General features: G+C 45.7%; 17 protein-coding genes. 12 read left to right on the top strand and 5 right to left on the bottom strand.

Annotation, left to right across the window (positions count from 1 at the left end; all coding sequences use genetic code 11):
- Positions 1-2 precede the first annotated feature (2 nt).
- From CWC22_RS24145 to CWC22_RS24130, 4 genes are all read left to right on the top strand, one after another.
- Positions 3-2,468 (top strand): glycosyl hydrolase family 18 protein, encoded by a 2,466-nt coding sequence (locus CWC22_RS24145; RefSeq protein ID WP_138539303.1) that lies wholly within the window; start codon positions 3-5, stop codon positions 2,466-2,468.
- Between the two features lie 143 nt (positions 2,469-2,611).
- Positions 2,612-3,409 (top strand): substrate-binding periplasmic protein, encoded by a 798-nt coding sequence (locus CWC22_RS24140; RefSeq protein ID WP_138539302.1) that lies wholly within the window; start codon positions 2,612-2,614, stop codon positions 3,407-3,409.
- A gap of 3 nt (positions 3,410-3,412) precedes the next feature.
- Entirely contained in the window at positions 3,413-3,835 is a 423-nt protein-coding gene (locus tag CWC22_RS24135) for a hypothetical protein (protein ID WP_138539301.1), read from the top strand.
- Between the two features lie 4 nt (positions 3,836-3,839).
- Positions 3,840-5,006 carry an anhydro-N-acetylmuramic acid kinase gene (locus CWC22_RS24130; RefSeq protein ID WP_138539300.1) on the top strand — a complete coding sequence of 389 codons (1,167 nt, stop codon included), beginning with the start codon at positions 3,840-3,842 and terminating at the stop codon, positions 5,004-5,006.
- On the opposite strand, the gene CWC22_RS24125 is transcribed toward CWC22_RS24130, so the two are convergent.
- Positions 4,971-5,495 carry a hypothetical protein gene (locus CWC22_RS24125; protein WP_138539299.1) on the bottom strand — a complete coding sequence of 175 codons (525 nt, stop codon included), beginning with the start codon at positions 5,493-5,495 and terminating at the stop codon, positions 4,971-4,973. The genes CWC22_RS24130 and CWC22_RS24125 overlap by 36 nt on opposite strands.
- Before the next feature lie 123 nt (positions 5,496-5,618).
- Positions 5,619-6,758: a Na/Pi symporter gene (locus tag CWC22_RS24120; RefSeq protein WP_010381270.1), complete on the bottom strand. Its 1,140-nt coding sequence runs from the start codon at positions 6,756-6,758 to the stop codon at positions 5,619-5,621.
- A gap of 333 nt (positions 6,759-7,091) precedes the next feature.
- Between CWC22_RS24120 and CWC22_RS24115 the strand changes: the two genes are divergently transcribed.
- The 3 genes from CWC22_RS24115 to CWC22_RS24105 all read left to right on the top strand — a co-directional run bounded on the left by CWC22_RS24115 (position 7,092) and on the right by CWC22_RS24105 (position 11,525).
- The gene (locus CWC22_RS24115; protein ID WP_138539298.1) at positions 7,092-9,056 is read left to right on the top strand and encodes a sensor histidine kinase; all 1,965 of its coding nucleotides are present in this window, start codon (positions 7,092-7,094) and stop codon (positions 9,054-9,056) included.
- A gap of 70 nt (positions 9,057-9,126) precedes the next feature.
- Positions 9,127-10,929: a DUF885 domain-containing protein gene (locus tag CWC22_RS24110; RefSeq protein ID WP_138539297.1), complete on the top strand. Its 1,803-nt coding sequence runs from the start codon at positions 9,127-9,129 to the stop codon at positions 10,927-10,929.
- A gap of 89 nt (positions 10,930-11,018) precedes the next feature.
- On the top strand, positions 11,019-11,525 hold the full coding sequence (locus tag CWC22_RS24105; protein WP_138539296.1) for a YcgN family cysteine cluster protein: 507 nt from the start codon (positions 11,019-11,021) through the stop codon (positions 11,523-11,525).
- A gap of 19 nt (positions 11,526-11,544) precedes the next feature.
- Here CWC22_RS24105 and CWC22_RS24100 read toward each other — a convergent pair whose 3' ends face one another.
- Positions 11,545-12,630, bottom strand: coding sequence for an MBL fold metallo-hydrolase (locus CWC22_RS24100; protein ID WP_138539295.1), 1,086 nt, complete (start codon positions 12,628-12,630; stop codon positions 11,545-11,547).
- A 133-nt stretch (positions 12,631-12,763) separates the two neighbouring features.
- Between CWC22_RS24100 and CWC22_RS24095 the strand changes: the two genes are divergently transcribed.
- A complete protein-coding gene (locus CWC22_RS24095) occupies positions 12,764-13,030 on the top strand; it encodes a hypothetical protein (protein WP_125556921.1) in 267 nt (88 codons plus the stop codon).
- Positions 13,031-13,095: 65 nt separating this feature from the next.
- On the opposite strand, the gene CWC22_RS24090 is transcribed toward CWC22_RS24095, so the two are convergent.
- Positions 13,096-14,046, bottom strand: coding sequence for a carbohydrate kinase family protein (locus CWC22_RS24090; protein WP_138539294.1), 951 nt, complete (start codon positions 14,044-14,046; stop codon positions 13,096-13,098).
- Entirely contained in the window at positions 14,043-15,236 is a 1,194-nt protein-coding gene (locus CWC22_RS24085) for an AGE family epimerase/isomerase (RefSeq protein ID WP_138539293.1), read from the bottom strand. The genes CWC22_RS24090 and CWC22_RS24085 overlap by 4 nt, the downstream gene beginning before the upstream one ends.
- A 170-nt stretch (positions 15,237-15,406) precedes the next feature.
- Here CWC22_RS24085 and CWC22_RS24080 point away from each other — a divergent pair, with 170 nt between their 5' ends.
- The 4 genes from CWC22_RS24080 to CWC22_RS24065 all read left to right on the top strand — a co-directional run bounded on the left by CWC22_RS24080 (position 15,407) and on the right by CWC22_RS24065 (position 22,084).
- Positions 15,407-16,678 (top strand): sugar MFS transporter, encoded by a 1,272-nt coding sequence (locus tag CWC22_RS24080; RefSeq protein WP_138539292.1) that lies wholly within the window; start codon positions 15,407-15,409, stop codon positions 16,676-16,678.
- Between the two features lie 189 nt (positions 16,679-16,867).
- Positions 16,868-19,219 carry a GH92 family glycosyl hydrolase gene (locus CWC22_RS24075; RefSeq protein ID WP_138539291.1) on the top strand — a complete coding sequence of 784 codons (2,352 nt, stop codon included), beginning with the start codon at positions 16,868-16,870 and terminating at the stop codon, positions 19,217-19,219.
- On the top strand, positions 19,219-19,971 hold the full coding sequence (locus CWC22_RS24070) for a basic secretory protein-like protein (protein WP_138539290.1): 753 nt from the start codon (positions 19,219-19,221) through the stop codon (positions 19,969-19,971). Before CWC22_RS24075 ends, CWC22_RS24070 begins: the two co-directional genes overlap by 1 nt.
- Before the next feature lie 223 nt (positions 19,972-20,194).
- On the top strand, positions 20,195-22,084 hold the full coding sequence (locus tag CWC22_RS24065) for a methyl-accepting chemotaxis protein (protein ID WP_138539289.1): 1,890 nt from the start codon (positions 20,195-20,197) through the stop codon (positions 22,082-22,084).
- Positions 22,085-22,190 lie beyond the last annotated feature (106 nt).

Genomic DNA, 22,190 nt, shown 5'->3' with positions numbered 1-22,190 from the left:
TAATGAAGATTAAACAGATAAGTACAGCGATAGGCTTAGCACTTATGAGCGGTTCAGTATTAGCTGCACCTTCAACACCTAGCTTGAGCTGGGAGCCACAAGTGTATTCTTTTGTAGATGTTGTACTCGATGGAAACGGGTCATACAAAGACTTGGTAACTGCTAAAGATAAAGTTGATATTCAGATTAAATGGAACGCCTGGAGTGGTACAGGTGGTGACAGTTATAAAGTCTACTTTGACAACCAGCTTGTCAATGAAGGTACGTTAACAGCCGGCACAAAGAGCGGCACTATCACTTTCCCTTATATGCAATCTGGTCGCCATACTTTGTATGTTGAGCTGTGTGATAGCACGGGTTGTGCAAGAAGTGCTGGTAAAGAGATAGTGATTGCCGATACAGATGGTGGTCATCTTGAGCCTCTGCCTATGGATGTTAACCCGAATAACCGTAACAACGGCACAATCCCGGGCAAAGTAACAGGTGCTTACTTTGTAGAATGGGGAATCTACGGCCGTGACTTTGACGTTACCAACATTCCTGCACAAAACCTGAGTCACCTGCTGTATGGATTTATTCCAATCTGTGGCGCGAATGAGTCGCTGAAAGAAATTGAAAATGGTAATAGCTGGCGCGCATTGCAAAAGGCTTGTGCGGGAACAGCTGATTATGAAGTCGTCATTCACGATCCCTGGGCTGCTGTGCAGAAAACACTGCCTGGCGTGAATCAAAACGACCCAATCCGTGGTACATATGCTCAGCTGATGGCACTTAAACAGCGTTACCCTGATCTTAAGATTCTGCCTTCCGTTGGTGGTTGGACGCTTTCTGACCCATTCCACGGCTTTACAACGAAAGCAAACCGTGACGTTTTCGTCGCTTCAATGAAGAAATTCCTGAAAACCTGGAAATTCTATGACGGCGTAGACATTGACTGGGAATTCCCTGGTGGTGATGGTCCAAATCCTGATTTGGGCGATCCAGTCAATGATGGTCCTGCCTATATTGCGTTGATGGCTGAGCTTCGTGCCATGCTTGATGAGCTGGAAGCCGAAACTGGCCGCACCTATGAGCTTACTTCTGCAATCGGTTCTGGTTACGACAAAATCGAAGATGTTGACTATCAGGCTGCTCAGCAGTACATGGATTACATCTTTGCAATGACCTATGACTTTTACGGCGGCTGGAATAATGTTACAGGTCACCAGACTGGACTCTATTGTGGTTCGCACCTGAGTCAGGACGAATGTAATGGCACTGGTGTAGATGATAATGGTGAGCCGCGCAAGGGTCCTGCTTATACAGCCCACAATGCGGTACAACTGTTGCTTCAACAGGGCGTTAATTCCAAGAAAATTGTAATGGGTGCTGCAATGTATGGCCGTGGCTGGGAAGGCGTGCTAGACCAGAATACCACTATCTCGGGCAACCCAATGACTGCACCTGGTAATGGTAAATACGCAGGTTCAACTTCAGAGGGGGTTTGGGAACCAGGTATCATGGATTATAAAGCCATTGCCGCTAATCTGGTTGGTCCAAATGGTACAGGCCTGAATGGATTTGAAGTAGGCTATGACGATCAAGCTGAAGCAGCTTACGTTTGGAATCGCAGCAATGGTAAATTGCTGACGTTCGATAGCGCGCGTTCTGTAGAAGCGAAAGGCCGTTACGTTAACTTGTATGACTTGGGTGGTTTGTTTGCCTGGGAAATTGACGCGGATAATGGTGATATTCTAAATGCAATGTACGATGGCCTGACTGGTGGTGTGCCAGTTAATAAGCCGCCAGTTGTGTCTGTAGATAGTAACGTTGTAGTGCAGTCAGGTGGCTCAATCACAGTGACAGCTACAGCGTCTGACCCAGATAATCAGCCTCTGACTTACACATGGAGTGCGCCGAGCGCTTTGACGCTGACTAATGCAACGACTACTTCAGTCGGTGTTGCGGCACCAGTGGTTACTCAGGATATCGAGTATACGTTAACGATTGCTGTATCTGATGGCGAAGCGACTACAACGCGCAATGTTACTGTGTTGGTAAAAGCGCCTTCAACAGGTAACGATGCACCTGTTGTATCACCAATCGCTGCAGTATCACTTGCGGAAAACACCAGCACATCAGTACAGGTAAGTGCAACGGATCCAAATGGTGATGCACTCACTTACACTTGGTCAGCAAGCAATGGCCTGACTGTCAACGGTCAGGGCGCGAACGCCACAATTACAGCGCCGGAAGTAACACAGGATACAACTTATCAGGTGACCGTTGCTGTATCTGACGGTACTGCGACGACTACAGCGTCATTTGATGTGACTGTGACTGATTCTTCAGTAGGTGCAGATCCTTGGGATAGAAATAAAGTCTATGTCGGAGGCGACCGCGTTAGCTATCAAGGTAACTTGTACGAAGCAAAATGGTGGACGCGTGGTGAAGAGCCAGGTAAAGCGATGGTGTGGAAAGCACTATAAAGTATGTTGATATCAGAGGTCAGGGTTTGGCCTCTGATTGACCAAGGGATTGGCCAACAATAATCAATAAAGGCGCTTCGGCGCCTTTGTTTTCTTCCAGTTATCCTTCATAATCTAGCTAATATTAATGATAGTTAGACATCGTGCATTTAATTTTTCTATTGTTTTTCCTGCCCATCGCTGCGCTTGCCAGTGAACAATGTGATACACGTTACAAGGTTGGTGTTGGTACCAGTTGGCCACCTTACGTGATGTACCGAGACACCGTGCCTTACGGTTTGGATGTAGACATCACCCGCAGGGTGTTCAGTAAAGCTAAGCTGTGTATCGATTTTGTACAGTTACCTTCATCGGCCCGCGGTATCACTGAGCTATCTAAGGGGTTCATAGATATCTTGCCTTCTGCCAGCTTCAATACGCAAAGGGCTGAACTGGCTTTTTTTAGCCAGGCATATCGTCGAGAGAGAATGCGCTTGTTTACACGCAAGGAACGGGTTAAAGAAGTCAGAAGTTTGACTGAGCTATTTGCTTCAGAACACACGTTTGTGTCTAATCCTGGCGCGTACTACGGCAAAGAGCTCGAACAAATTTTAAAAATTGCCTGGTACAGAGAACGGTTGCTTGAAGTACCGAGCATCAACCAGCGCATGCAGCTGGTGAATCGCAAACGTGTCGATTTTTTAATTGAAGATGAGTTTTCGGGTTTCTACTACATAGAGAAGTTGGGTTTTGAGCAGATGCGAATACACCCTTATGTGGTAAATGACAACGCGATTCATTTTATGTTAAGCCGAAAATCATTTAATAAGCAGCAAATAGATGAGATTAATGCCGCTATCGACGCCCTGAAAGACGAGATAGCCGATTTAATTGGTCAATATGGCATAAATACAGAGGCACGACCAAAAAGTGCGAGCCTCGAGTCATTTTACGGAGTGTGATAGATGCACAAAGCTGGCTTGATAATGAGTTTGATGATGGTGGTTTCGGTCTCTGCTATTGCCGACGATCTTAAGCCCTATCGTTTTGACAGCATGCAAATGAAGCTCGGCGCTTTATTTTTTGACCGTGCAGATCGCATGAGGCCGGCAAAAAGTGACTTTAAGGTCAACCGCAGTGTGGCAATGTCGAATGACGATGGACACCGTGCTGTGATACTCAGCCTTGAAAACCTTTCTTCGGGCAGGCGTATCCTCGAACCTGAGCAACTGATGGTGATTTATGCTGACGGTACGGCATTGCGGGTTAACGCATTACCAAAAAAAATTCTGCTAGAGGGCTACGAAAAACGCAACTTCACACTGGAGTTAGGCGAAAATGATTATCCTGTTGTGGCAGTAGTGGCAGCCAATAACGAAGGATATTAATACAATGGGACTTAAACAAATTAGTCAGCTCTACGCAATCTCAACTAAACCAGTTCGCAAGATATTGGGATTGATGAGCGGGACTTCTCTCGATGGCCTGGATCTGGCCTTGTGTGAGGTGACTGGCTCAGGCACGGAGACACAATGTAAGCTGCTAAAATTTGAAACACATACCTACGACAGCGAATTTAAAACCAAGGTTCGAGCAGTTTTTGCCAAAGAGACCGTTAACCTTGAATACATCACCTTACTCAACCCCTGGATTGGGCAATACCACGCAAAGTTAATTAATCAAACTCTGTCTCAGTGGCAAGTCAATACGTCAGACATAGATTTGATAGCCAGCCATGGCCAGACTATATTTCACTGCCCTCATCATCAGCATATGCATGTCGACTTCGGTGACGGGACACTGCAGCTAGGGGACGGAGATCAGGTTGCAACACATACTCAGATAATCACCGTTTCGGATTTCAGACAAAAGCACATTGCAAAGGGAGGCGAGGGCGCGCCACTGGCACAGTACGGCGACTACCTGTTATATCAGAGCACACAGGTGCATCGTATTTTGTTAAACCTTGGTGGAATTGCAAACTTCACTGTGTTACCGCGTAATGGCCAGGTAGACGATGTACAATGTTCAGACATCGGGCCGGGCAATACGCTCATGGATGCATTTTGTCAGCGTTATTTTGATGTGCCTTTCGATGAAGGTGGACGGTTAGCCGCAAAGGGAGAAGTCTGTGAAAGTTTGCTCGATTTGCTAAAAACCATACCTTTTTTTCATTTCGACACGCCAAAGACCACCGGACCTGAAGTGTTTAATCTTACCATGTTGGAAGAAATGCGGGCCAAATGCCCTGAGTTACTGTCTTCTTATGACGTGCTCGCTACACTCAATGAGTTAACTGTTTGGTGTGTGCTGGAACATATACAGCGTCTTAAGTTGGATGGTTCCGTGCAATTGATTGTCAGTGGTGGTGGTGCGCACAACACATTTTTGGTCAGTAAGATTGGGTCTGGACTGCCAGACGATTATGAGGTGTCTGAGCTGTCGCAAGATGGTGTGTGTGTCGATTCTAAAGAAGCAGCATTATTTGCAGTCCTGGCTAATGAATGCGTGGCTGGTGGTGGATCATTTTCGTTCGGTAAGATAAGCCTGCCTGGTTGAGCCTAGCAGGTTATTAATTTCTGTACGCAGATATTGGATGACAGCCTGAAACAATCCACCGGCATGCCTTGCGTTGTTGGCCGTAACCAGAGCTTGATTTTCATTTGGGTGTATTTCACGCGGTAGGTATGCCATGTAATCCATGCTGTTTTTGACGCGTTGTTTATAACCCAGTAGGCTTAATTGCAGATTGTACGAGCCAATTTTCCCAGCACCGCTAAGGCGTATCTCAATGGTGCCAGTCATAATATCTTTTTCTTTTAGCTTAACCATGCCTACAAAGTCAACGTCACGGTTGTTCTGGTGATTTGCCGTAATACGGATTTGGTTGCCCGATACTGCATCCTGCGGAAGCAGGCATGACACGACCAACTGGTCTTGCTCGATGAAAAACTCAAGTTGATCGAATGGTGAGCCTTGCTCAAGGAAAAACAGCTGTTGGGCCTGGTCCTGTATATCAAAAGTCAAAGACCGTTTACGTGTATTCATGATTCTGCCGAAAGATTAAACCGACCTCATTATGCCGGGGTTATATGTCAAAATTATTAAAAAAGGGCTCATGAGTGAGCCCTTTTTACGAGTAACGAATTACTCGTTGTTTTGTCTGCCAGATTATTTGATAGCAAGCATCAACAGGCCAGGCAATACAAAGAAGGAACCTAGTACATAACCAAATGCCGCAGATTTATTACGTGTTCCAATGCGTGCTAGTTTCTCGGCCAATTGCAGCGGGATTTCACGAAGCAGTGGCAAGCCGTATATCAGGCCAACAGCGAATACGTTAAACATAACGTGTACCAATGCAATTGTCAGTGCAACTTCTGCATTAGGACCGGTGATAGATGTTGCAGCAAGTAATGCTGTGATAGTTGTACCAATGTTCGCACCCAATGTGAATGGATAGATTTGACGCGTGTTGAATACACCGCTGCCTGCCAGAGGGATCATTAGGCTAGTTGTCGTTGATGAAGATTGAACCATCACGGTTACGGCTGCACCTGAGCTGATACCAGCGATTGGGCCACGACCAATTGCACTGTGCAGAAGCTCTTTTGCGCGGCCTACAAGTGCTTTCTTAAGCAGTTTACCCAAGGTGGTTACTGCGAATAAAATCATGGCAATACCAACCACAACCATCGCAATACCTACAGCTTTACCGTCAAGGAAGCTTACTGCGTCTTTAACCAGGCCAACTGCAGGCTTTACAAGTGGTTTGATGAAGTTATAGCTCTTTAGAGATAAGTCTGCATCACCAACGAACAGGTGCGACAGTGCTGCAGAGAATTTTTCAAGCAGACCAAACATAATTTCCAGCGGCAGGAAAATTGCAACTGCAAACAGGTTGAAGAAGTCATGCACTGTCGATGCGGCAAATGCACGCTGGAATTCTTCTTTATCACGGATATGGCCAATTGAAACCAGTGTATTAGTGATAGTAGTACCAATGTTAGCACCCATGATCATAGGAATGGCGATGCCTAATGGCAGACCACCTGCAACCAGACCAACAATAACTGAAGTTACGGTAGATGAAGACTGAACGAGCGCGGTGGCAAATGCACCCAGCATTAACGCGACAAATGGGTTTGTTGCAAATGCAAAAATTTCTTTAGCACCTTCTGTGCCGCCTGAAGCTAATTTAAAACCACCACTTACGGTGCCTACAGCAACTAAAACAAGATAGACCAGTAATGCAATCGCGGTCCAATTTAAGATCTTTGCAAAAAGAGAGGTTTGATTTTGTTCACTCATGATTTTACTCAGTTATGTCTGGCCAAGCTATGTGGCACTTTGATGACGTTTTTATTTCAGGGCGGATTAAAACAAAGTTATATGACAGAAATATTTCAATGCGACTGTCATTTAACCAGGCACTCAAAGTTAAAGGCGACAGTTTGACACTTTGTCTATGAAGAATTTATAGATTTTTTTTTAAGTTTCTAATAATTGGTGCTATTTTGGATTTCGCAATAGTGTTACATTGGTTTACATTAATCGCAGGTCGATACGCAAATTCGTCCTTACTCCACATTTCATACACGATTTAGACCTATGATAGTTACAAATGGTTACCGAGTCTTGTTCATGCGTTTTATCTTAATGCTTTTAATAGCCAGCTTTTTGTTTGCAGGTCATGCCACTAGCGCAGAACAGCAGCAAAGATTTGTCATTGACGACACTACCACGCAGCTCACTTTGAATAACGCCACCTTTTTTTATGATTACGACACGCAAATCAAAGCGTCCGGCGATATACCCGAGTTTCTCCCGCAATTTGTCCCCCTGAACGAGATTGATAAGCGGCCTCAACATAAACTCTATTCTAAATGGGTCTCGCTGAAACTCGACAATCAATCAAGTTCAGCGGATTGGGTACTCTCATTTGGCTTTGCCAGATTGCCCAAACTGGTGGTTTATCAGGTGGACGGGGGAGAGTTTAAGCAGGTGCTATCGCAGGACGAAGACGCGAGGTTTGATGAACGGCCTGTCCAGGACCCGCAAATGTACTTACCATTAGACTTGAAGCCGGGTCACAGCGAATTCCTGATTGAGTACCAAACGTTTGCAAATGCACCAGCTAATTTGCGTTTACACTCCAATGCTAACTATTTATCCACGTCACAACTCAGCATACTTACCAATGCTAGCCTGGCGGGTGTCGTCGCTGCCATTTTGCTCATCGTCATTGTTAACCTAGCCTTCAACCGCAATACCACCAATGTCTTCTATGCTATGTGGACTTTGTTATTTTTGCTTATTGTGATTGATATGGCGGGCTTCTCATTTCAGTATTTTTGGCCCAATCATGGTTTTTTCAGCGGCCAGTTTTCAATAGCACTGATGGCAATAGTTCCCATATTTCACCTGTTGTTCGTACGCGGCTTTTTACAACTAAAACACTATCATCCGACGCTTAATACTGTATACGTCTGTGGGACCTGGCTTTATATCATTCTAGTTCCTACCGCGTTGTATCTCGAAAGCGTGTATTACAACTTACTTGCCAGTACCTTTGTTATCCCACTGTTTGTGTATACCTGTATATGGAGTTTCAGACAAAAAGGGCCCGGAATGCGCACCTTTACATATAGTCTGATTAATCACCTGTTATTTCTAAATGTGCTTACCATAGTTGGGGCAAGTTACGGTAACCTGATTGACGTGTTTGAGATCACGTCCTTCATTAAAGTGGGCTATCTCATAGAAGTGCTGTTATTTACTGTCGCACTGGCATTGCAGCATAAATCACTTCAGGGGCAATTAGTCAGACATCTGGAGCAACAGGTTAATGCGCTTAACCGAACAGTTGATAGTGAAAGGCAGGTGGTGAATGAGCAGGTGAATCAGCTCAAAGCCAAAGAAGAACAACTTTTCACTGACCTGTCGCATGAGTTACGTACACCGTTAACTGTGATGAAAATCCAGGTTGAGTCATTGCAATATAATATTGTTGAAAATGTCGAAGACTCTTATGCCAAATTAATGGCAAAGATCGACGAGCTTCACAAGTTTATCGATCAGTTGATGCTCGTGACGGGCGATAAAGACGTTGCGAGTATTCTCAACAAAGAAAATGTGAAAGTGGCGCATTTCATCAACGAAACCTTCCAAACCTGTATGACCTATGTGGACCCCAAAAAAGCGCGACTTGAAGTGATTAATCGACTCGACCCGCACTTTACGATGCAGTTTGATAAACGCTCTATTGGCAACGCCATTTTGGAAGTCGTGAAAAATGCGCTGAAGTATGGTGGTGAAGGCGTTGATATTAAAATGAGCGCATTGGTGACAGAGCAGAATCTGGTACTGAGAATCGAAGATTCAGGTATGCCCTTGTCCTATGATGCGCACAGGCAGTTGTTTCAGCCATTGTTTCGGGAAGAGGCGTCGCGCAGCTCGCTGAGTGGGGGCAAAGGCATGGGTCTGGCAGTGTGCAAAAAAATTGTCGAGTGTCATGGGGGGAAAATTGATTCGCACAATAGCCTGCTGGGCGGATTGTGTATTGAAATTATCCTGCCTACCGCAGAGACAGACATGGCTTTGGCATAGAAAATAGTTGTAATCTGCTTGATGTCTGGCAGACTGCGCTGCGATATAGACTAAGAGTAAGGTTACAGACATGATAAGAAAAACCCTGGTAGCGCTCATCGTTGGTGTTGCACTGACTGGATGTGAAGCAACATCCGTCAATGTGCAGTCTCAACAACACATTGTTGAGCAAGCGGATGCGAATACGCAGATGATGACGCTTGCACAGACTTACTTCGATGAAAGCATTACGCTCAGCCCGTTATCAGCCACTTTTTTTGGTATGTCTGAGTACAACGATAAGTTCGAGCCACCGCTTGGACCTGATAGTCTTGCACAGTCACGCGCATTCACTGCTCGATATCTCGCACGCCTGGAAGCGCTTGACCGCAGTAAACTGAGTGGCCAGGCAAAACTATCTTACGATATTCTCCATTATGAGCTGGTGCAAAGCAAAGCTGCTGAACAGTTTGATGATCAGTTTATGCCCATTGACCAAATGTATGGTCCTCATCACGTGTTCGCAGCCATGGGGTCCGGTGAAAGCGCGCAACCTTTTAAAACGGTTGATGACTACAGTAATTTCCTTAAACGCGCTGATGGCTTTATTATCTGGTTGCAGTCTGTGCAGGCTATGATGACCCAGGGTATTGAGCGCAATGTCGTATTACCGCGTGCAATCACACTCAAAGTGATCCCTCAATTTAGAACGCATACTGTTGATAAAGCAGAAAACTCTGTTTTCTGGGGACCAATCCAGAATTTACCTGATTCATTTTCTGACGAAGAAAAACGCCAAATTACGCAGTCTTACAAACATTACATCGAGCGTTCTTTGGTACCAGCATATCGCGACATGGTCAACTTTTTAGAAACTACTTATTTGCCCGCATCCAGAGCGTCGGTGGGTTATAGTGCGTTACCCAATGGGCAGGCCTGGTATCAGCACTATATCAAAGAAAATACCACGCTTGATATGACCGCAACCGAAATCCACCAGCTGGGTCTGAGCGAAGTGAAGCGTATTCGCGACGAGATGAGCAGTGTTAAAGAGAAAGTGGGTTTCGAGGGAGACCTTCAGGCATTTTTTGAGCATCTGCGGAACAGCGACGAGTTCTATTTTCAGTCTGAGGCCGAGTTAATAAAGGCCTATGAAGACGTGAAAAAGAAAATCGATGCACGCGTTCCTTTATTGTTCGATATTAAGCCAAAGGCTGATTATGTCGTTAAGCCTGTTGAAGCCTTCCGTGCAGCGTCCGCCCCAGGGGCATCCTATGAGAGTCCCGCTCCGGATGGCTCAAGACCCGGTGTATTCTATATAAATAGCCACAACCTTAAGGCACAGCCTAAGTTTATTGTTGAAACACTATCTATTCACGAAGCCGCACCTGGACACCATTTTCAATTGGCGTTACAGCAGGAAATTGATGATTTGCCAGAGTTTCGCAAATTCGGAGGCTCAACGGTGTTTGTCGAAGGCTGGGCATTGTATGCCGAAAGTCTGGGTAAAGAGCTGGGATTGTTTACCGACCCGTACCAGTGGTATGGACGATTGTCTGACGAACAGTTAAGAGCGATGAGGCTGGTGGTGGATACAGGTTTGCATGCCAAAGGGTGGACTCGCACTCAGGCTATTGATTTTATGCTTGATAACTCTTCGATGGCGAAAAGTGATGTAGAAGCAGAAGTAGAGCGTTATATCGCCTGGCCCGGGCAGGCCGTGTCTTATAAAGTAGGCCAGTTTAAAATCAGACAGCTCAGAGAGTATGCCGAGCAGGAGTTAGGTGAACGGTTTGATATTCGCGCTTTTCATAATCAGGTCTTGATTGATGGCGCTGTTCCCATGCCTGTATTAGAAGCTAAAATTCAGCGCTGGGTCAAATCCCAGAAATAATCCCACCGCACAGAAGCAGGGCAGTTTTGCGCTGGCCTGTTTCTTCTAGTACAATTTGCGGCCCTTAAGTATGTGGCAAGTTCAGCGTTATGACTACAACTCCTTTTTGGATAGAAAAATCACTTGAAGAAATGAACCAGCAGGAGTGGGAGGCCATTTGTGATGGATGCGGTAAGTGCTGTTTACATTCCTTTATAGATTCTGACGAAGAAGAGGAAGAACAATTTAGTAGCACTGATGTACTCAGGGAAGGGGAAGAGTTACTTTACACTGACGTTGTGTGTCAATACAGTGATGCTAATACGTGTGCCTGTACGCGATATACTGAGCGCCAGATACTGGTGCCATCTTGTGTGCAATTAACCAAAGATAACCTTAAAGACATCTTTTTTATGCCACAATCCTGTAGCTACCGCAGGTTGCACGAGGGACGTGGTCTCGCAAGCTGGCACCCATTGCTTCACGATGGCTCAAAACAGGCAATGCATGACGCCGGGATTAGTATCCTTGGCAAAGCCATCAGTGAGAATGACGTAGATCTTGAAAATGACTTCGAAGATCACATTGTTACCTGGCCTGAGCAGGATAGAGATTAATGTCTGTTTGTGACTTTGCCTAGAAAGTCACACTCTCTCCTTCATTGAGTATGTAGACAGGGCGTGTTGGTGCCAGCGTTTGTTTTACGTGAAGTAGCCGAAACAGCGCAGAGTGGGAGGTTAAATCTCCCATTTTCCAGCTCATATTGCCATATCCCCAGGGCACTACCTGCTCACAGTTAAGATCATCGGCGGCTGCTAACATGTCTTCTGGTGTTAGGTGGACATTTCTATACCAATTACCATATTCCTCATGGTGATACGACGCGATTGGCAGCAGGCAAACATCAATATCACCGTATTTCTTTTGTATGTCTTTGAAGTGAGCAGAGTAGCCAGTATCTCCTGCGTAGAACAATGTTTTGCCCTGATACTCGAATAACCAGCCGCCCCACAATGTAGCATCGTTGTCTTCGGTCAGGTAGGGCACGATCACTCGGCTGCTGAAGTGGTGTGCAGGCACAAAGTGCACGGTGAGCGCTTTTTGCTGTGCACTTGCATACCATGCCATCTCGTTAATTTTGTATCCGCCATCAGCAAAGTAATCAGCAAATCCGAGCGGGGTATAGTAGGTTGGCTGAGTTCCTAAGGCGGCTATATCTGCTTTATTAAAGTGATCATAATGTATATGGGAATACACAACGCCTGTTAGATTGTCCAATTCAGAGCCAGCGGGCCAGTCTGGTTCGGTGCGGTAAAATCCGCCAGTCAACTTAAAACCCAGGTCAATTGGCCAATCAAACTGTTCACTCACAGGGTCTACGAGCACTTGCTGTCCATCAGGCATAGTTAGCAAAAAGCTTGCATGGCCCAGCCATTTTACCTGAAAGCCGTACTTGCTTTCGACATGGGGTTGCTCACCCACATAGGTACATCGCTCCATATTTTCCTGACACTCAATGAAAGGGGTGTCCGGGTAACAGGATTCTTCACAAGTATAGGGGTAGCTTTCTGGCTGTTTGTAGAGGTTGGCAAATCTGTCTGTATATCCTTCCGTGACTTTATATTTGACCACTGTATGTTCTGATTGCGTGATCTCAACCTGGTTCGCGATACAGGCGCTAAGGCAGACGGCGAAAGGAAACACTACAAAGGGTTTGTTCATGAATCGGTTCTTTTCTTATTTTTTTACTGTGATACGCTTGCGCCTAGCATAGCATAATTGATCAGTATTAAATCAAACGCTTAGATGTAAGCAGGTATGAATGTACCTGTGTTTTTATCGACGAGAGTAGAGAATGGACAGAGTTGCGCCAGAAACCTGGTATGCGGTTGGGTTATTTTTTTCGCTTATTTTGGGACCTTTTATTATTGGCTGGGGTGTTATGAAGGTATATCGCCGATACCGCCCGAAAACGCAGTCAATGCAGAATGAAAGTTCAGTGTCTGTGGTTGCTCAGCTGAGTGCACAGCGGGATGGCTTTTTTAAACTTTATCTGGTTGGTCTCATAATTTGCTTACCGCTTTTCTACTATGTTTACACTGAATATCTGATCCACATTTAAAGTGTCAGAGACCAGACCTGTACATAAGAATAAAGGTGCCTCCGTGCACCCACTCTCACAAATCTTTATGTAATATCTTTATGCCCGGGCAAAGAATCGAATGCCCCATAACGGGTCACCGCATAAGCACCACAGCGGCTGGCATATTCGACAGCTGAGTTTACGCTATTTGGGTCGCCCAGTAATGAATCGATAGGCTGATTTTGTTGCTGGCGGATGAGCGTTGCCAGTAACCCTCCTACGAATGCATCTCCGGCTGCGGTGGTGTCTACCGCTTTGACATCAGGGACATTGACTGACCCTTCAAATGAGCGTCCATAAAATCGAACCGGATTGCCACCATCTGTAACGATGAGCAGTTTTACATTTGCGGCCATAATCGCATCGATGGTATGTGATTGTGGCAGACCCGGATGACTTTGGGTATTTAAAAACTCGAGCTCTTCAAGTGACAGTTTTACAATATCTACGTTGGAAATAACATGCCAGATACGCTTTGAGCAGTGCGTCAGGGATGTCCACAGGTTCTCTCTCAGATTCATGTCAAAGCTGGTGGTCATCCCCTTTGTGCGTGCCTGAGTCAATGCAGATAGGGTTGTTTTATAGATGTTGTTTTCTGTCAGGCTATTGCTACAGACATGCAACAATGAATGGGTATCAAACATCTTTGTGTCAAAGTCATCTGCACGAAATAGCAGATCAGCCGCTGGCGGGCGATAGAAGCTGAAGCTCCTCTCTCCTGAGCTATCCAAAGAAACAAACGCCAGCGCAGTTTTTGCTTTATCTGTGCTGATCAGGTAATCACAATTTACCTGGTGATGTTGCAGTTCACGTTTGATAAACTGGCCAAACATATCATCGCCAACCATCCCACAGAAGCTCGCTGCAATACCCTGACGGGCTACAGCGACTGCGACATTTGCAGGCGCGCCGCCTGCATACTTAGTAAAAGATTCAGGCTCTTTACCATCAGACAGAAAATCTATCAGGGCTTCGCCAAAACATACTAAACTCATTGTTTCTCCTGCCCGAGCTGCTTAGCTCTTAGTACTTCGTAACAGGCGCCCATGGTGTGATAGTCGGTTTTACCAGCAGGACTTTTCTCGTTGCTGTACTTATCGTTACGACTGTCCAGGATCCTGTACCAGGCACCATGCTCATGGTCTATCATATTGTCCCAGCAATACTGCCATATTTTGTCGTACCACTGCCAGTAGCGATCTTCGCCCGTAGCGTGAGCAAGCAGGGCGGCGGCGGCAAAGCTTTCAGCTTGAACCCAAAAATATTTGTCGGCGTCACAGATACTATTGTCTGGAGCGAAACCATAGAAGATTCCGCCATGCTCTTTGTCCCAGGCTGTTTCAAGCGCAGTGTCAAACAGGTAGCGCGCACGCTCTATCATCCAGTCTTGTGGCTTGTGTCGATATAAAATTAAGAGTAACTTGCTCCACTCGGTCTGGTGGCCAGGTTGAAACCCCCAGGGTCGGAAAAGGTGCTTGGGATTATCCAGATTATATTCCCAGTCTATCTGCCAGTTTTCAGAGTAGTGCTCCCAAATTAGGCCATCAGCTAGCTCGGCCTGCTGTACTGTCATCGTGAACGCCAGGGTATGAGCACGTTCGAGAAACTTGTTGTCACTGGTGGCCTCGTAACACATTAACAGCGCTTCGCACATGTGCATATTGGCATTCTGACCACGATAAGGGTCTGCGATACTAAAATCGCCGTTATATTCGTCCAGGTACAGTTGGTAATCGTTTTGGAAGTATCTTTCTTCTAACATGCGCCAGACAGATTCAATAGTGTTCGCGGCTGAGTTAATTCCTGCCTTAAGTGCGACGGCATTGGCAAGCAGCACAAAAGCGAGGCCGTAACAATGATTGGTGGTGTCTTCAGCCTGATTTTTATTGATCACCCAGGCATATCCACCATTTGGTTGCTTATGCACCGTCTCCAGAAAATCCAGACCGTGACGTACTTGGTTCAGGTACTCAGGTTCCTGGGTCTGCAGATAGGCCATCGCATAATTGAAAACAAACCGGGTACTGGAAACCAGATGACGAGCATGCTGATTGTAAACGGTGCCATCGTCCAGAAAATAGTGGAAGAAGCCACCACTGGGGTCGATACATCGAGGGTGGTAAAAGCCCATTGTCCGGTTAATATGCTTAAGTAAGAAGTCGTCGTTTTTGAAATTTATAGACATAACCTTTCCAGTCTGTGGTTATTCGGCCTGAGTCTAGTGACTTGGCGGTACTCTCTTTGCGTCTTACTTTAGCACCATCAAAAATAAATTGGAACGGTCCAATAAAACATTTGTGATTTTTCTGTAACAGTGTGTAGAATCACTGAATCCTATAACACGGAGTATTCCAAGTGAGCGAAATCAACACTAACCAAAGTTATGTTGCCAGTGGAGATGCAAAGAACAACAACTATTTGTTACCACTGACGGCAATGACCACCCTGTTTTTTCTATGGGGATTCATAACTGTACTCAATGATGTACTGATCCCGCGTCTTAAAGCGGTGTTTGACCTGAGTTACACCGAAGCCATGCTGGTTCAGTTTTGCTTCTTTAGCGCCTATTTTATCGTCTCTTTACCTGCTGGTGCTTTCCTAAAACGGTATGGCTACAAAAATGGTGTATTAACCGGCCTTGTTGTTGCAGCGGCTGGCTGTCTCTTGTTTTATCCAGCGGTTGTCGTGCATGAATACTGGTTATTCCTGACTTCTTTATTTGTATTGGCATCAGGTATTACAGTGTTGCAGGTGTCTGCTAATCCGTATGTTGCAGCACTAGGTCCGGAAAAAACAGCGTCCAGTCGATTGAACCTAGCGCAAGCGCTGAATTCTCTCGGAACTACGGTTGGTCCGGCTGTCGGTGGTATGCTGTTGTTTGGTGCAGGCGCTAGCATGGCGACAGATGCGAGTGCTGACTCTGTTAAAGTCCCTTATTTGATACTTGCAGGCGCCTTGTTGTTGATAGCCGCTGTATTTGCATTTCTTAAATTGCCGACAATCGAAGCGCACACAGAAGAGGGTGATTGTAAGGCACGTGGTCACAAGCTGACAGAAGCCCCACATCTGGTTATGGGGGTGGCTGCCATATTTTGTTATGTTGGTGCAGAAGTTGCGATTGGCAGTTTCCTGGTTAACTATTTTGCAGAGCCTTCGATTGCTGGCATGGAAGAGCATACGGCAGCAAAATATATATCTTATTACTGGGGTGGTGCTATGGTTGGCCGCTTTATTGGCTCTGCCGCGTTGCAAAAAATCTCTCCTTCTAAAGCGCTAATGTTTAACGCCATTGCAATAATTGCGCTGTTGCTGCTCACTATGTCAACCGACGGTAAACTGGCTATGTTTGCGGTACTTGCGGTGGGTTTATTCAACTCAATCATGTTCCCGACGATTTTCTCTATTGCCATCGAGGGACTCGGGTCACTAACCAGCAAAGGTTCAGGTTGGTTGTGTCTGGCAATTGTAGGTGGCGCGCTGATCCCTCTGGTTCAGGGTCTGGTTGCAGACAGCGCGGGTATACAGATCAGCTTTGTTGTGCCTATGGTTTGCTATGTATTTATCGCATGGTACGGCTTGAACGTGGTGTCTCTTTACAAACAGTGGCAGCAGAAAGTCGATAGCTAATTATCATATTTTCAAGCCGGCCTCAGTGCCGGCTTTTTATCCTCCCAACGCATCATTTTTAACTTCTCACTTTTTATCTTTGCATTTATTTCTTATCCTGTTTCTATTGAATACGTATTCATTTGCGGTGTAAGATAGTGTTAATTGGAACGGTCCAAATAATAACAATTAGGTATTAAGGAGAGGTGCATGTATCGCATCGTATCAGTAGCGACTATGGCTACTTTGATATCTGTCTCATCACTGGGGATGGCAAAAGAGTCAAACACTCAGTGGGTAGACCCATTTATAGGCACCGGCGGAGACGGTCATACGTTTCCTGGTGCGGTTGTCCCTTTTGGTATGGTTCAGCTCAGCCCGGATACGGATAATCCAATGCGTGGGGTATCACCGCAGCCTGAAATTTACAAGCGGTGCGCAGGTTACCATTATGATGACACCACCATAGTTGGTTTTTCTCATACGCACTTTTCTGGCACGGGCCACTCGGATCTTGGTGATTTGCTGGTTATGCCGATTAGCGGGGAGGTTAAAACCGATCCCGGCACCGCAGAAAACCCAGACGCGGGCTATCGTTCGCGATTTTCGCATGACCAGGAATGGGCTGAGGCTGGTTACTATGGGGTAGAGCTGCAAGATTATAATATCAAGGCAGAGTTAACGGCCAGTCCCCGTGTTGGTATGCACCAGTACACGTTTAAAAATGGCGGCGAGGGTCATGTTCTGTTCGACCTGACCAGTGCAATTTATAATTTTGAAAACAAAGTGATTTGGAGTGATATTCGCAAGATCAATGACACCACACTGGTTGCTTATCGAGCAACTAACGGGTGGGCGCGTAATCGCCAGATGTACTTTGCCATTGAGTTTTCTCAGCCAATAGATAGCTACCGTTTCATCAATGAAGACAACATGCGCTATCGTTGTATGGGTTGCCTTGGTAAGGAAAAGCATTCAACGATAGAAAACAAAGCAGTCAAAATGACAGCGGGCAAAGCGGTTAAATTCGTAGCCAGTTTTGACAATGTAGAGAGCAAACCGCTGCAAATCAAAGTGGCGCTGTCTGCTGTCAGTCGCAGTAATGCACTCGAAAACCTGAGGGCGGAGATCCCGCACTGGGACTTCAACAAAGTTCGCAAGGCCGCCAATACTCAATGGGCATCTTATTTAGATAAAGTCGACGTTGAAGGCACGCGCTCTGAGAAGCGTCAATTTTACACCGCACTTTACCATGCATTACAGGCACCAAGCCTATATCAGGACGTGAACGGGCAATATCGCGGTGTAGATGGTGAAATTCATGATGGCAAGGATTTCGAGCATTACACACTTTACTCGCTGTGGGACACTTATCGCGCGCTACACCCTCTGTTGACCTACATAGATCCAGACAGGGTTTCGGGTATGATCCAGTCAATGTTGGTGCACTATCAGCAAAGCTACGAAAAAATGTTACCTATCTGGTCATTCCACGCACACGAAACTTGGACCATGATTGGTTATCACGCGGTCTCTGTTATTGCTGATGCTTACCTTAAGGGGATCCGGGACTATGATGTTGATCTGGCCGTAGAAGCCATTATTAACACCGCAAACAACCCAGTTTACGATGCGATCCCGGAATATAAAAAGTACGGGTATGTTCCTATGGATGTGCTACCCGAATCCGTTTCTATTACGCTGGAATATGCTTATGACGACTTTGCTATTGCTAGAATGTTCGAGGCAATGGGTAAAAGCAAGCAGGCTAAACACTACTATGCCCGGGCAATGAGCTATAAGAATGTGTTTGATTCACAAAGCGGCTTTATGCGTGGTCGCGATAGTCAGGGCCGCTGGGATCCTGAATTCAATGCGTTTAAAGCTAAGTATATGGGACCTTTTACGGAAGGTAACGCAATGCAGTACAGCTTTTACGTGCCGCAGGACGTCGCTGGCCTTATTGAGCTAATGGGTGGGGATGAGGCTTTCGCTAAGCGACTAGATGAGTTGTTCGATACGCCACTATCACATGACATGATCAAAGAGCACGAGGATATTGCGGGCCTCATCGGTAATTATGCACATGGCAATGAACCTAGCCATCACATCGCTTATTTATATAACTATGCGGGTAAGCCATGGAAAACCCAGGAGCGTATCCGTCAGATCATGGATACATTGAGTTCAGACAAGCCTGACGGACTTGCTGGTAATGATGACGTTGGCCAAATGTCTGCCTGGTATATCTTCTCTGCAATGGGTTTTTATCCTGTAGCACCGGGCGATCTGGCTTATGCGATTGGTGCGCCTCAGACACCCAAGGTCACTTTGAAGCTGGCAAACGACAAACAATTCACAACCACAGCTGTGGGTTTGAGCGATACAAACAAGTACATTCAGTCAGTCACCCTAAATGGCAAGGCGCTGCAACGCAGTTACCTGACTCATGACGACATTATGGCTGGCGGAGAGCTTAAATATGTTATGGGTGACAAACCGAATAAACAATGGGGCAAGACTTTTACTGCCAGACCGCCTTCTTTGTCAGAGTATAAATAATGAAAGCGTCTACGATATGTACCGCAGCCTGTACGATACTGATGTCGGCATCACTATCTGCTGCAGAGATAGACACACAGCTAAAGCCACTCGCTTTTGATGCTGATATTGCATGGCAGCAGTTTGCGCTACCAAATGTCACAATCAGAAATTTCAGCGAATCTAGCCCCGAGGTTTGGCAGTATGTTGATATCAGACTGATAAGGCAGATTTCATATAATGTTGCAAGGCTGCTCTATAAGGATATGTCTGTGGCCCCTCAGCTGCCTGAAATTGAAATCATTCTGGAAGACATGAAAGGGGTTGCGTATAAAGAGGGGGATTTTAATGGTGCGAAAATACACATCAGCGCTCAATACCTTGCGAAATTTGCCGAAGGTAAGTCGCAACAAGCATTGTATGATGAGTTGATTGGTGTGTTATACCATGAGATAGCTCATGCTTATCAATTTGATGATAACAACTACAAAGAAATAGGTCCTGTGATAGAAGGGATTGCGGATGTGGTGCGTATGAAAGCCGGATACGTTGGTCCGGGCTTTCGTAAGCCCGGCGGTAACTTTGACTCAGGATACAAAACCACCGCGTTTTTTATTTACTGGCTTGAAGCAACCGGTTATCCGAATTTGCTGGTTGACCTGAATGGACAGCTAGACCCAAATGATGACACACAGTGGAGTTGGCAGACTTTCTCAAAGCACTCAGGGATTGATTTGTCGCTTAGCTGGAAGGCCTATCAGTCACAGCTGTAGCGTTTTTTGATAATTATTGTGTGTCATACAAAGGTGAGAAATATCTCACCTTTTTTCGTTCCTGAAGTTGACACCTGTTTAATAACCATTCAATTGAAAAATAAATCGTGAAAACAAGTGTATAATTGACTTAAGACAGTAAAAGTTTCGCCGATAAGGTAAGACAAACTCGTTAAGATTTGGTAAAACAAATTTGTATTAGCAGAATTAAGACAGGATCCCCATGTTTAGTGCGCTTAAATTTACAACTAAAATAACACTGGCCGCTTCATTGGTGCTGGTGATCGTGCTCTCCCTTTTTACCGTGAACAACTTTATTCTGATGCGCTCGCAAACTCAGGCTCAGCTGACTTTGGTATTGCAGGAAATCTCCGAATCTGTGTCACAAAACATTGCAAACTGGTTGAATGACAGGCTGGATATTGTCAGCTCTGTAGCCAGCGGCCATCGCACTGATGATGCAACCGCTGATATATTGCGCCGGGTACAAACCGCGCATGAAGCCGGACACTTTAAGAATACCTTTATTGGTACGCCAGACGGCCAGTTCGTCCTGAACGATACGACGGTGGTGTTACCAAGCGACTTTGATGCCACCCAAAGGCCCTGGTATAAACTGGCAGAACGTAAAAGAGATACTGCATTTACGACCCCTTATATAGATGTAACTAGTAATGAGCTGACCATCACAGCTGTGGTGCCTATTATGAACAATGGTCGCTTCTCTGGTGTTGCCGGTGGCGACATAGATATGGCCACCATCACTGATATCGTCAATGAAATTGATTTTCTTGGTTATGGATATGGCTTTTTGCTAGACGCCGAAGGGCGGATCCTGAGCCATCCGGACACGCAGCTGAATGACAAACCAATGGTGGATTTATTTGGCACTAAATTACCCCTCACTGAAGCGTTCGCAGAGTTAGAAATCGATGGTAAAGAAAAATTGGTTTCCTTTGTGGCTATGCGCGGCATCAAAAATGTTGATTGGTATTTAGGCGTAGTTATAGACAAAGAGATTGCCTATAGCTCTGTCGCATCATTTCGCAATATGGCGCTAATTTACATGCTGGTGGGTGTCGTGGTGATAGTGGTGATGTTACAACTGTTGCTCAAATACCTGATGCGACCTATGGTTCACCTGAATGAAGCAATTAAAGACATAGCGCAGGGGGAAGGTGACCTGACACGTCGGCTGGATGTAGAAAACAACGATGAATTTGGTGAACTCTCGAATTACTTCAACTTGTTCGTAGACAAAATTCACGAGAGTATCTCTAAAGTCAAAGAAACCACGCTAGCACTTGAGCAGGTTATGGCTGGGCTACAATCCCAAACTCAGGGGGCCCTGGACATTTATACTGAGCAAACCAAGCGTACTGACAGTGTTGCTACAGCAATTAACCAACTGTCATCCAGTGCGGTTGAGATTTCTAATAATGCCAAGCATGCGTCTGAGCTTGCCACTGAAGCAAACAGCCTGTCGAGTCAGGGGCAGGTTGCGTTAAATGCCAACATTGAAGAGATTGGTTCTCTCAGCGCAAAAATGCAAAAAGCACAATCGACAATCGATGGTCTGGATAAACTGACCGCAAGCATAGGTCAGGTGTTAGAAGTCATCAAAGGGGTCAGTGAACAAACTAACCTGCTGGCACTCAATGCAGCGATAGAAGCGGCACGGGCGGGTGAGGCCGGTCGAGGCTTTGCTGTGGTTGCGGACGAAGTCAGGCAGCTTGCTCAGCGTACCCAAGAGTCGACACAGGAAATTGAAAATACCATCGGCGAGCTGCAACAGGGTTCAGCATCTGCCGTTGCCGTGATGAAATCAAGTATTGATGATTCCAGTAATAGTGCTGAACAGGCCCAATCTGCTGGAACTAAGATGCAGGAAGTTACTCACGCTATTGACTCTATTGATGGTGTGAATCATGCTGTTGCGAGCGCAACACAAGAGCAGAATGCAGTGATCCAGTCCCTTGACAGTGACATTCACGGGATAAGTGATTTATGTGTTGAGGGCAGCGACAGCCTGACAAAAACATTGCAAGAATGCCAGACGCTAAAATTGCAATTTGATGAACTCGAAAATATGCTCGCCAAGTTTAAAGTATAACCCTGTCACAGGCTGCATGAATGCAGCCTTTTTTATTTGTTGCATCAAAATAAATAATCCCTTCCATGAACTATATATGACATCTGTAACCTAACTGTATTGTTAG

The sequence above is a fragment of the Pseudoalteromonas rubra genome (assembly GCF_005886805.2).
GTDB lineage: Bacteria > Pseudomonadota > Gammaproteobacteria > Enterobacterales > Alteromonadaceae > Pseudoalteromonas > Pseudoalteromonas rubra_D.
This window is presented reverse-complemented; position numbering and strand designations above follow the sequence as displayed.

Excerpts from the sequence above, each read along its gene's own strand:
- CWC22_RS24065 (WP_138539289.1), top strand. The coding sequence starts at position 20,195 with ATGTTTAGTGCGCTTAAATTTACAACTAAAATAACACTGGCCGCTTCA.
- CWC22_RS24130 (WP_138539300.1), top strand. The coding sequence starts at position 3,840 with ATGGGACTTAAACAAATTAGTCAGCTCTACGCAATCTCAACTAAACCA.
- CWC22_RS24125 (WP_138539299.1), bottom strand. The coding sequence starts at position 5,495 with ATGAATACACGTAAACGGTCTTTGACTTTTGATATACAGGACCAGGCC.
- CWC22_RS24115 (WP_138539298.1), top strand. The coding sequence starts at position 7,092 with ATGCGTTTTATCTTAATGCTTTTAATAGCCAGCTTTTTGTTTGCAGGT.
- CWC22_RS24095 (WP_125556921.1), top strand. The coding sequence starts at position 12,764 with ATGGACAGAGTTGCGCCAGAAACCTGGTATGCGGTTGGGTTATTTTTT.
- CWC22_RS24090 (WP_138539294.1), bottom strand. The coding sequence starts at position 14,046 with ATGAGTTTAGTATGTTTTGGCGAAGCCCTGATAGATTTTCTGTCTGAT.
- CWC22_RS24075 (WP_138539291.1), top strand. The coding sequence starts at position 16,868 with ATGTATCGCATCGTATCAGTAGCGACTATGGCTACTTTGATATCTGTC.
- CWC22_RS24070 (WP_138539290.1), top strand. The coding sequence starts at position 19,219 with ATGAAAGCGTCTACGATATGTACCGCAGCCTGTACGATACTGATGTCG.
- CWC22_RS24100 (WP_138539295.1), bottom strand. The coding sequence starts at position 12,630 with ATGAACAAACCCTTTGTAGTGTTTCCTTTCGCCGTCTGCCTTAGCGCC.
- CWC22_RS24145 (WP_138539303.1), top strand. The coding sequence starts at position 3 with ATGAAGATTAAACAGATAAGTACAGCGATAGGCTTAGCACTTATGAGC.
- CWC22_RS24135 (WP_138539301.1), top strand. The coding sequence starts at position 3,413 with ATGCACAAAGCTGGCTTGATAATGAGTTTGATGATGGTGGTTTCGGTC.
- CWC22_RS24120 (WP_010381270.1), bottom strand. The coding sequence starts at position 6,758 with ATGAGTGAACAAAATCAAACCTCTCTTTTTGCAAAGATCTTAAATTGG.
- CWC22_RS24085 (WP_138539293.1), bottom strand. The coding sequence starts at position 15,236 with ATGTCTATAAATTTCAAAAACGACGACTTCTTACTTAAGCATATTAAC.
- CWC22_RS24105 (WP_138539296.1), top strand. The coding sequence starts at position 11,019 with ATGACTACAACTCCTTTTTGGATAGAAAAATCACTTGAAGAAATGAAC.
- CWC22_RS24110 (WP_138539297.1), top strand. The coding sequence starts at position 9,127 with ATGATAAGAAAAACCCTGGTAGCGCTCATCGTTGGTGTTGCACTGACT.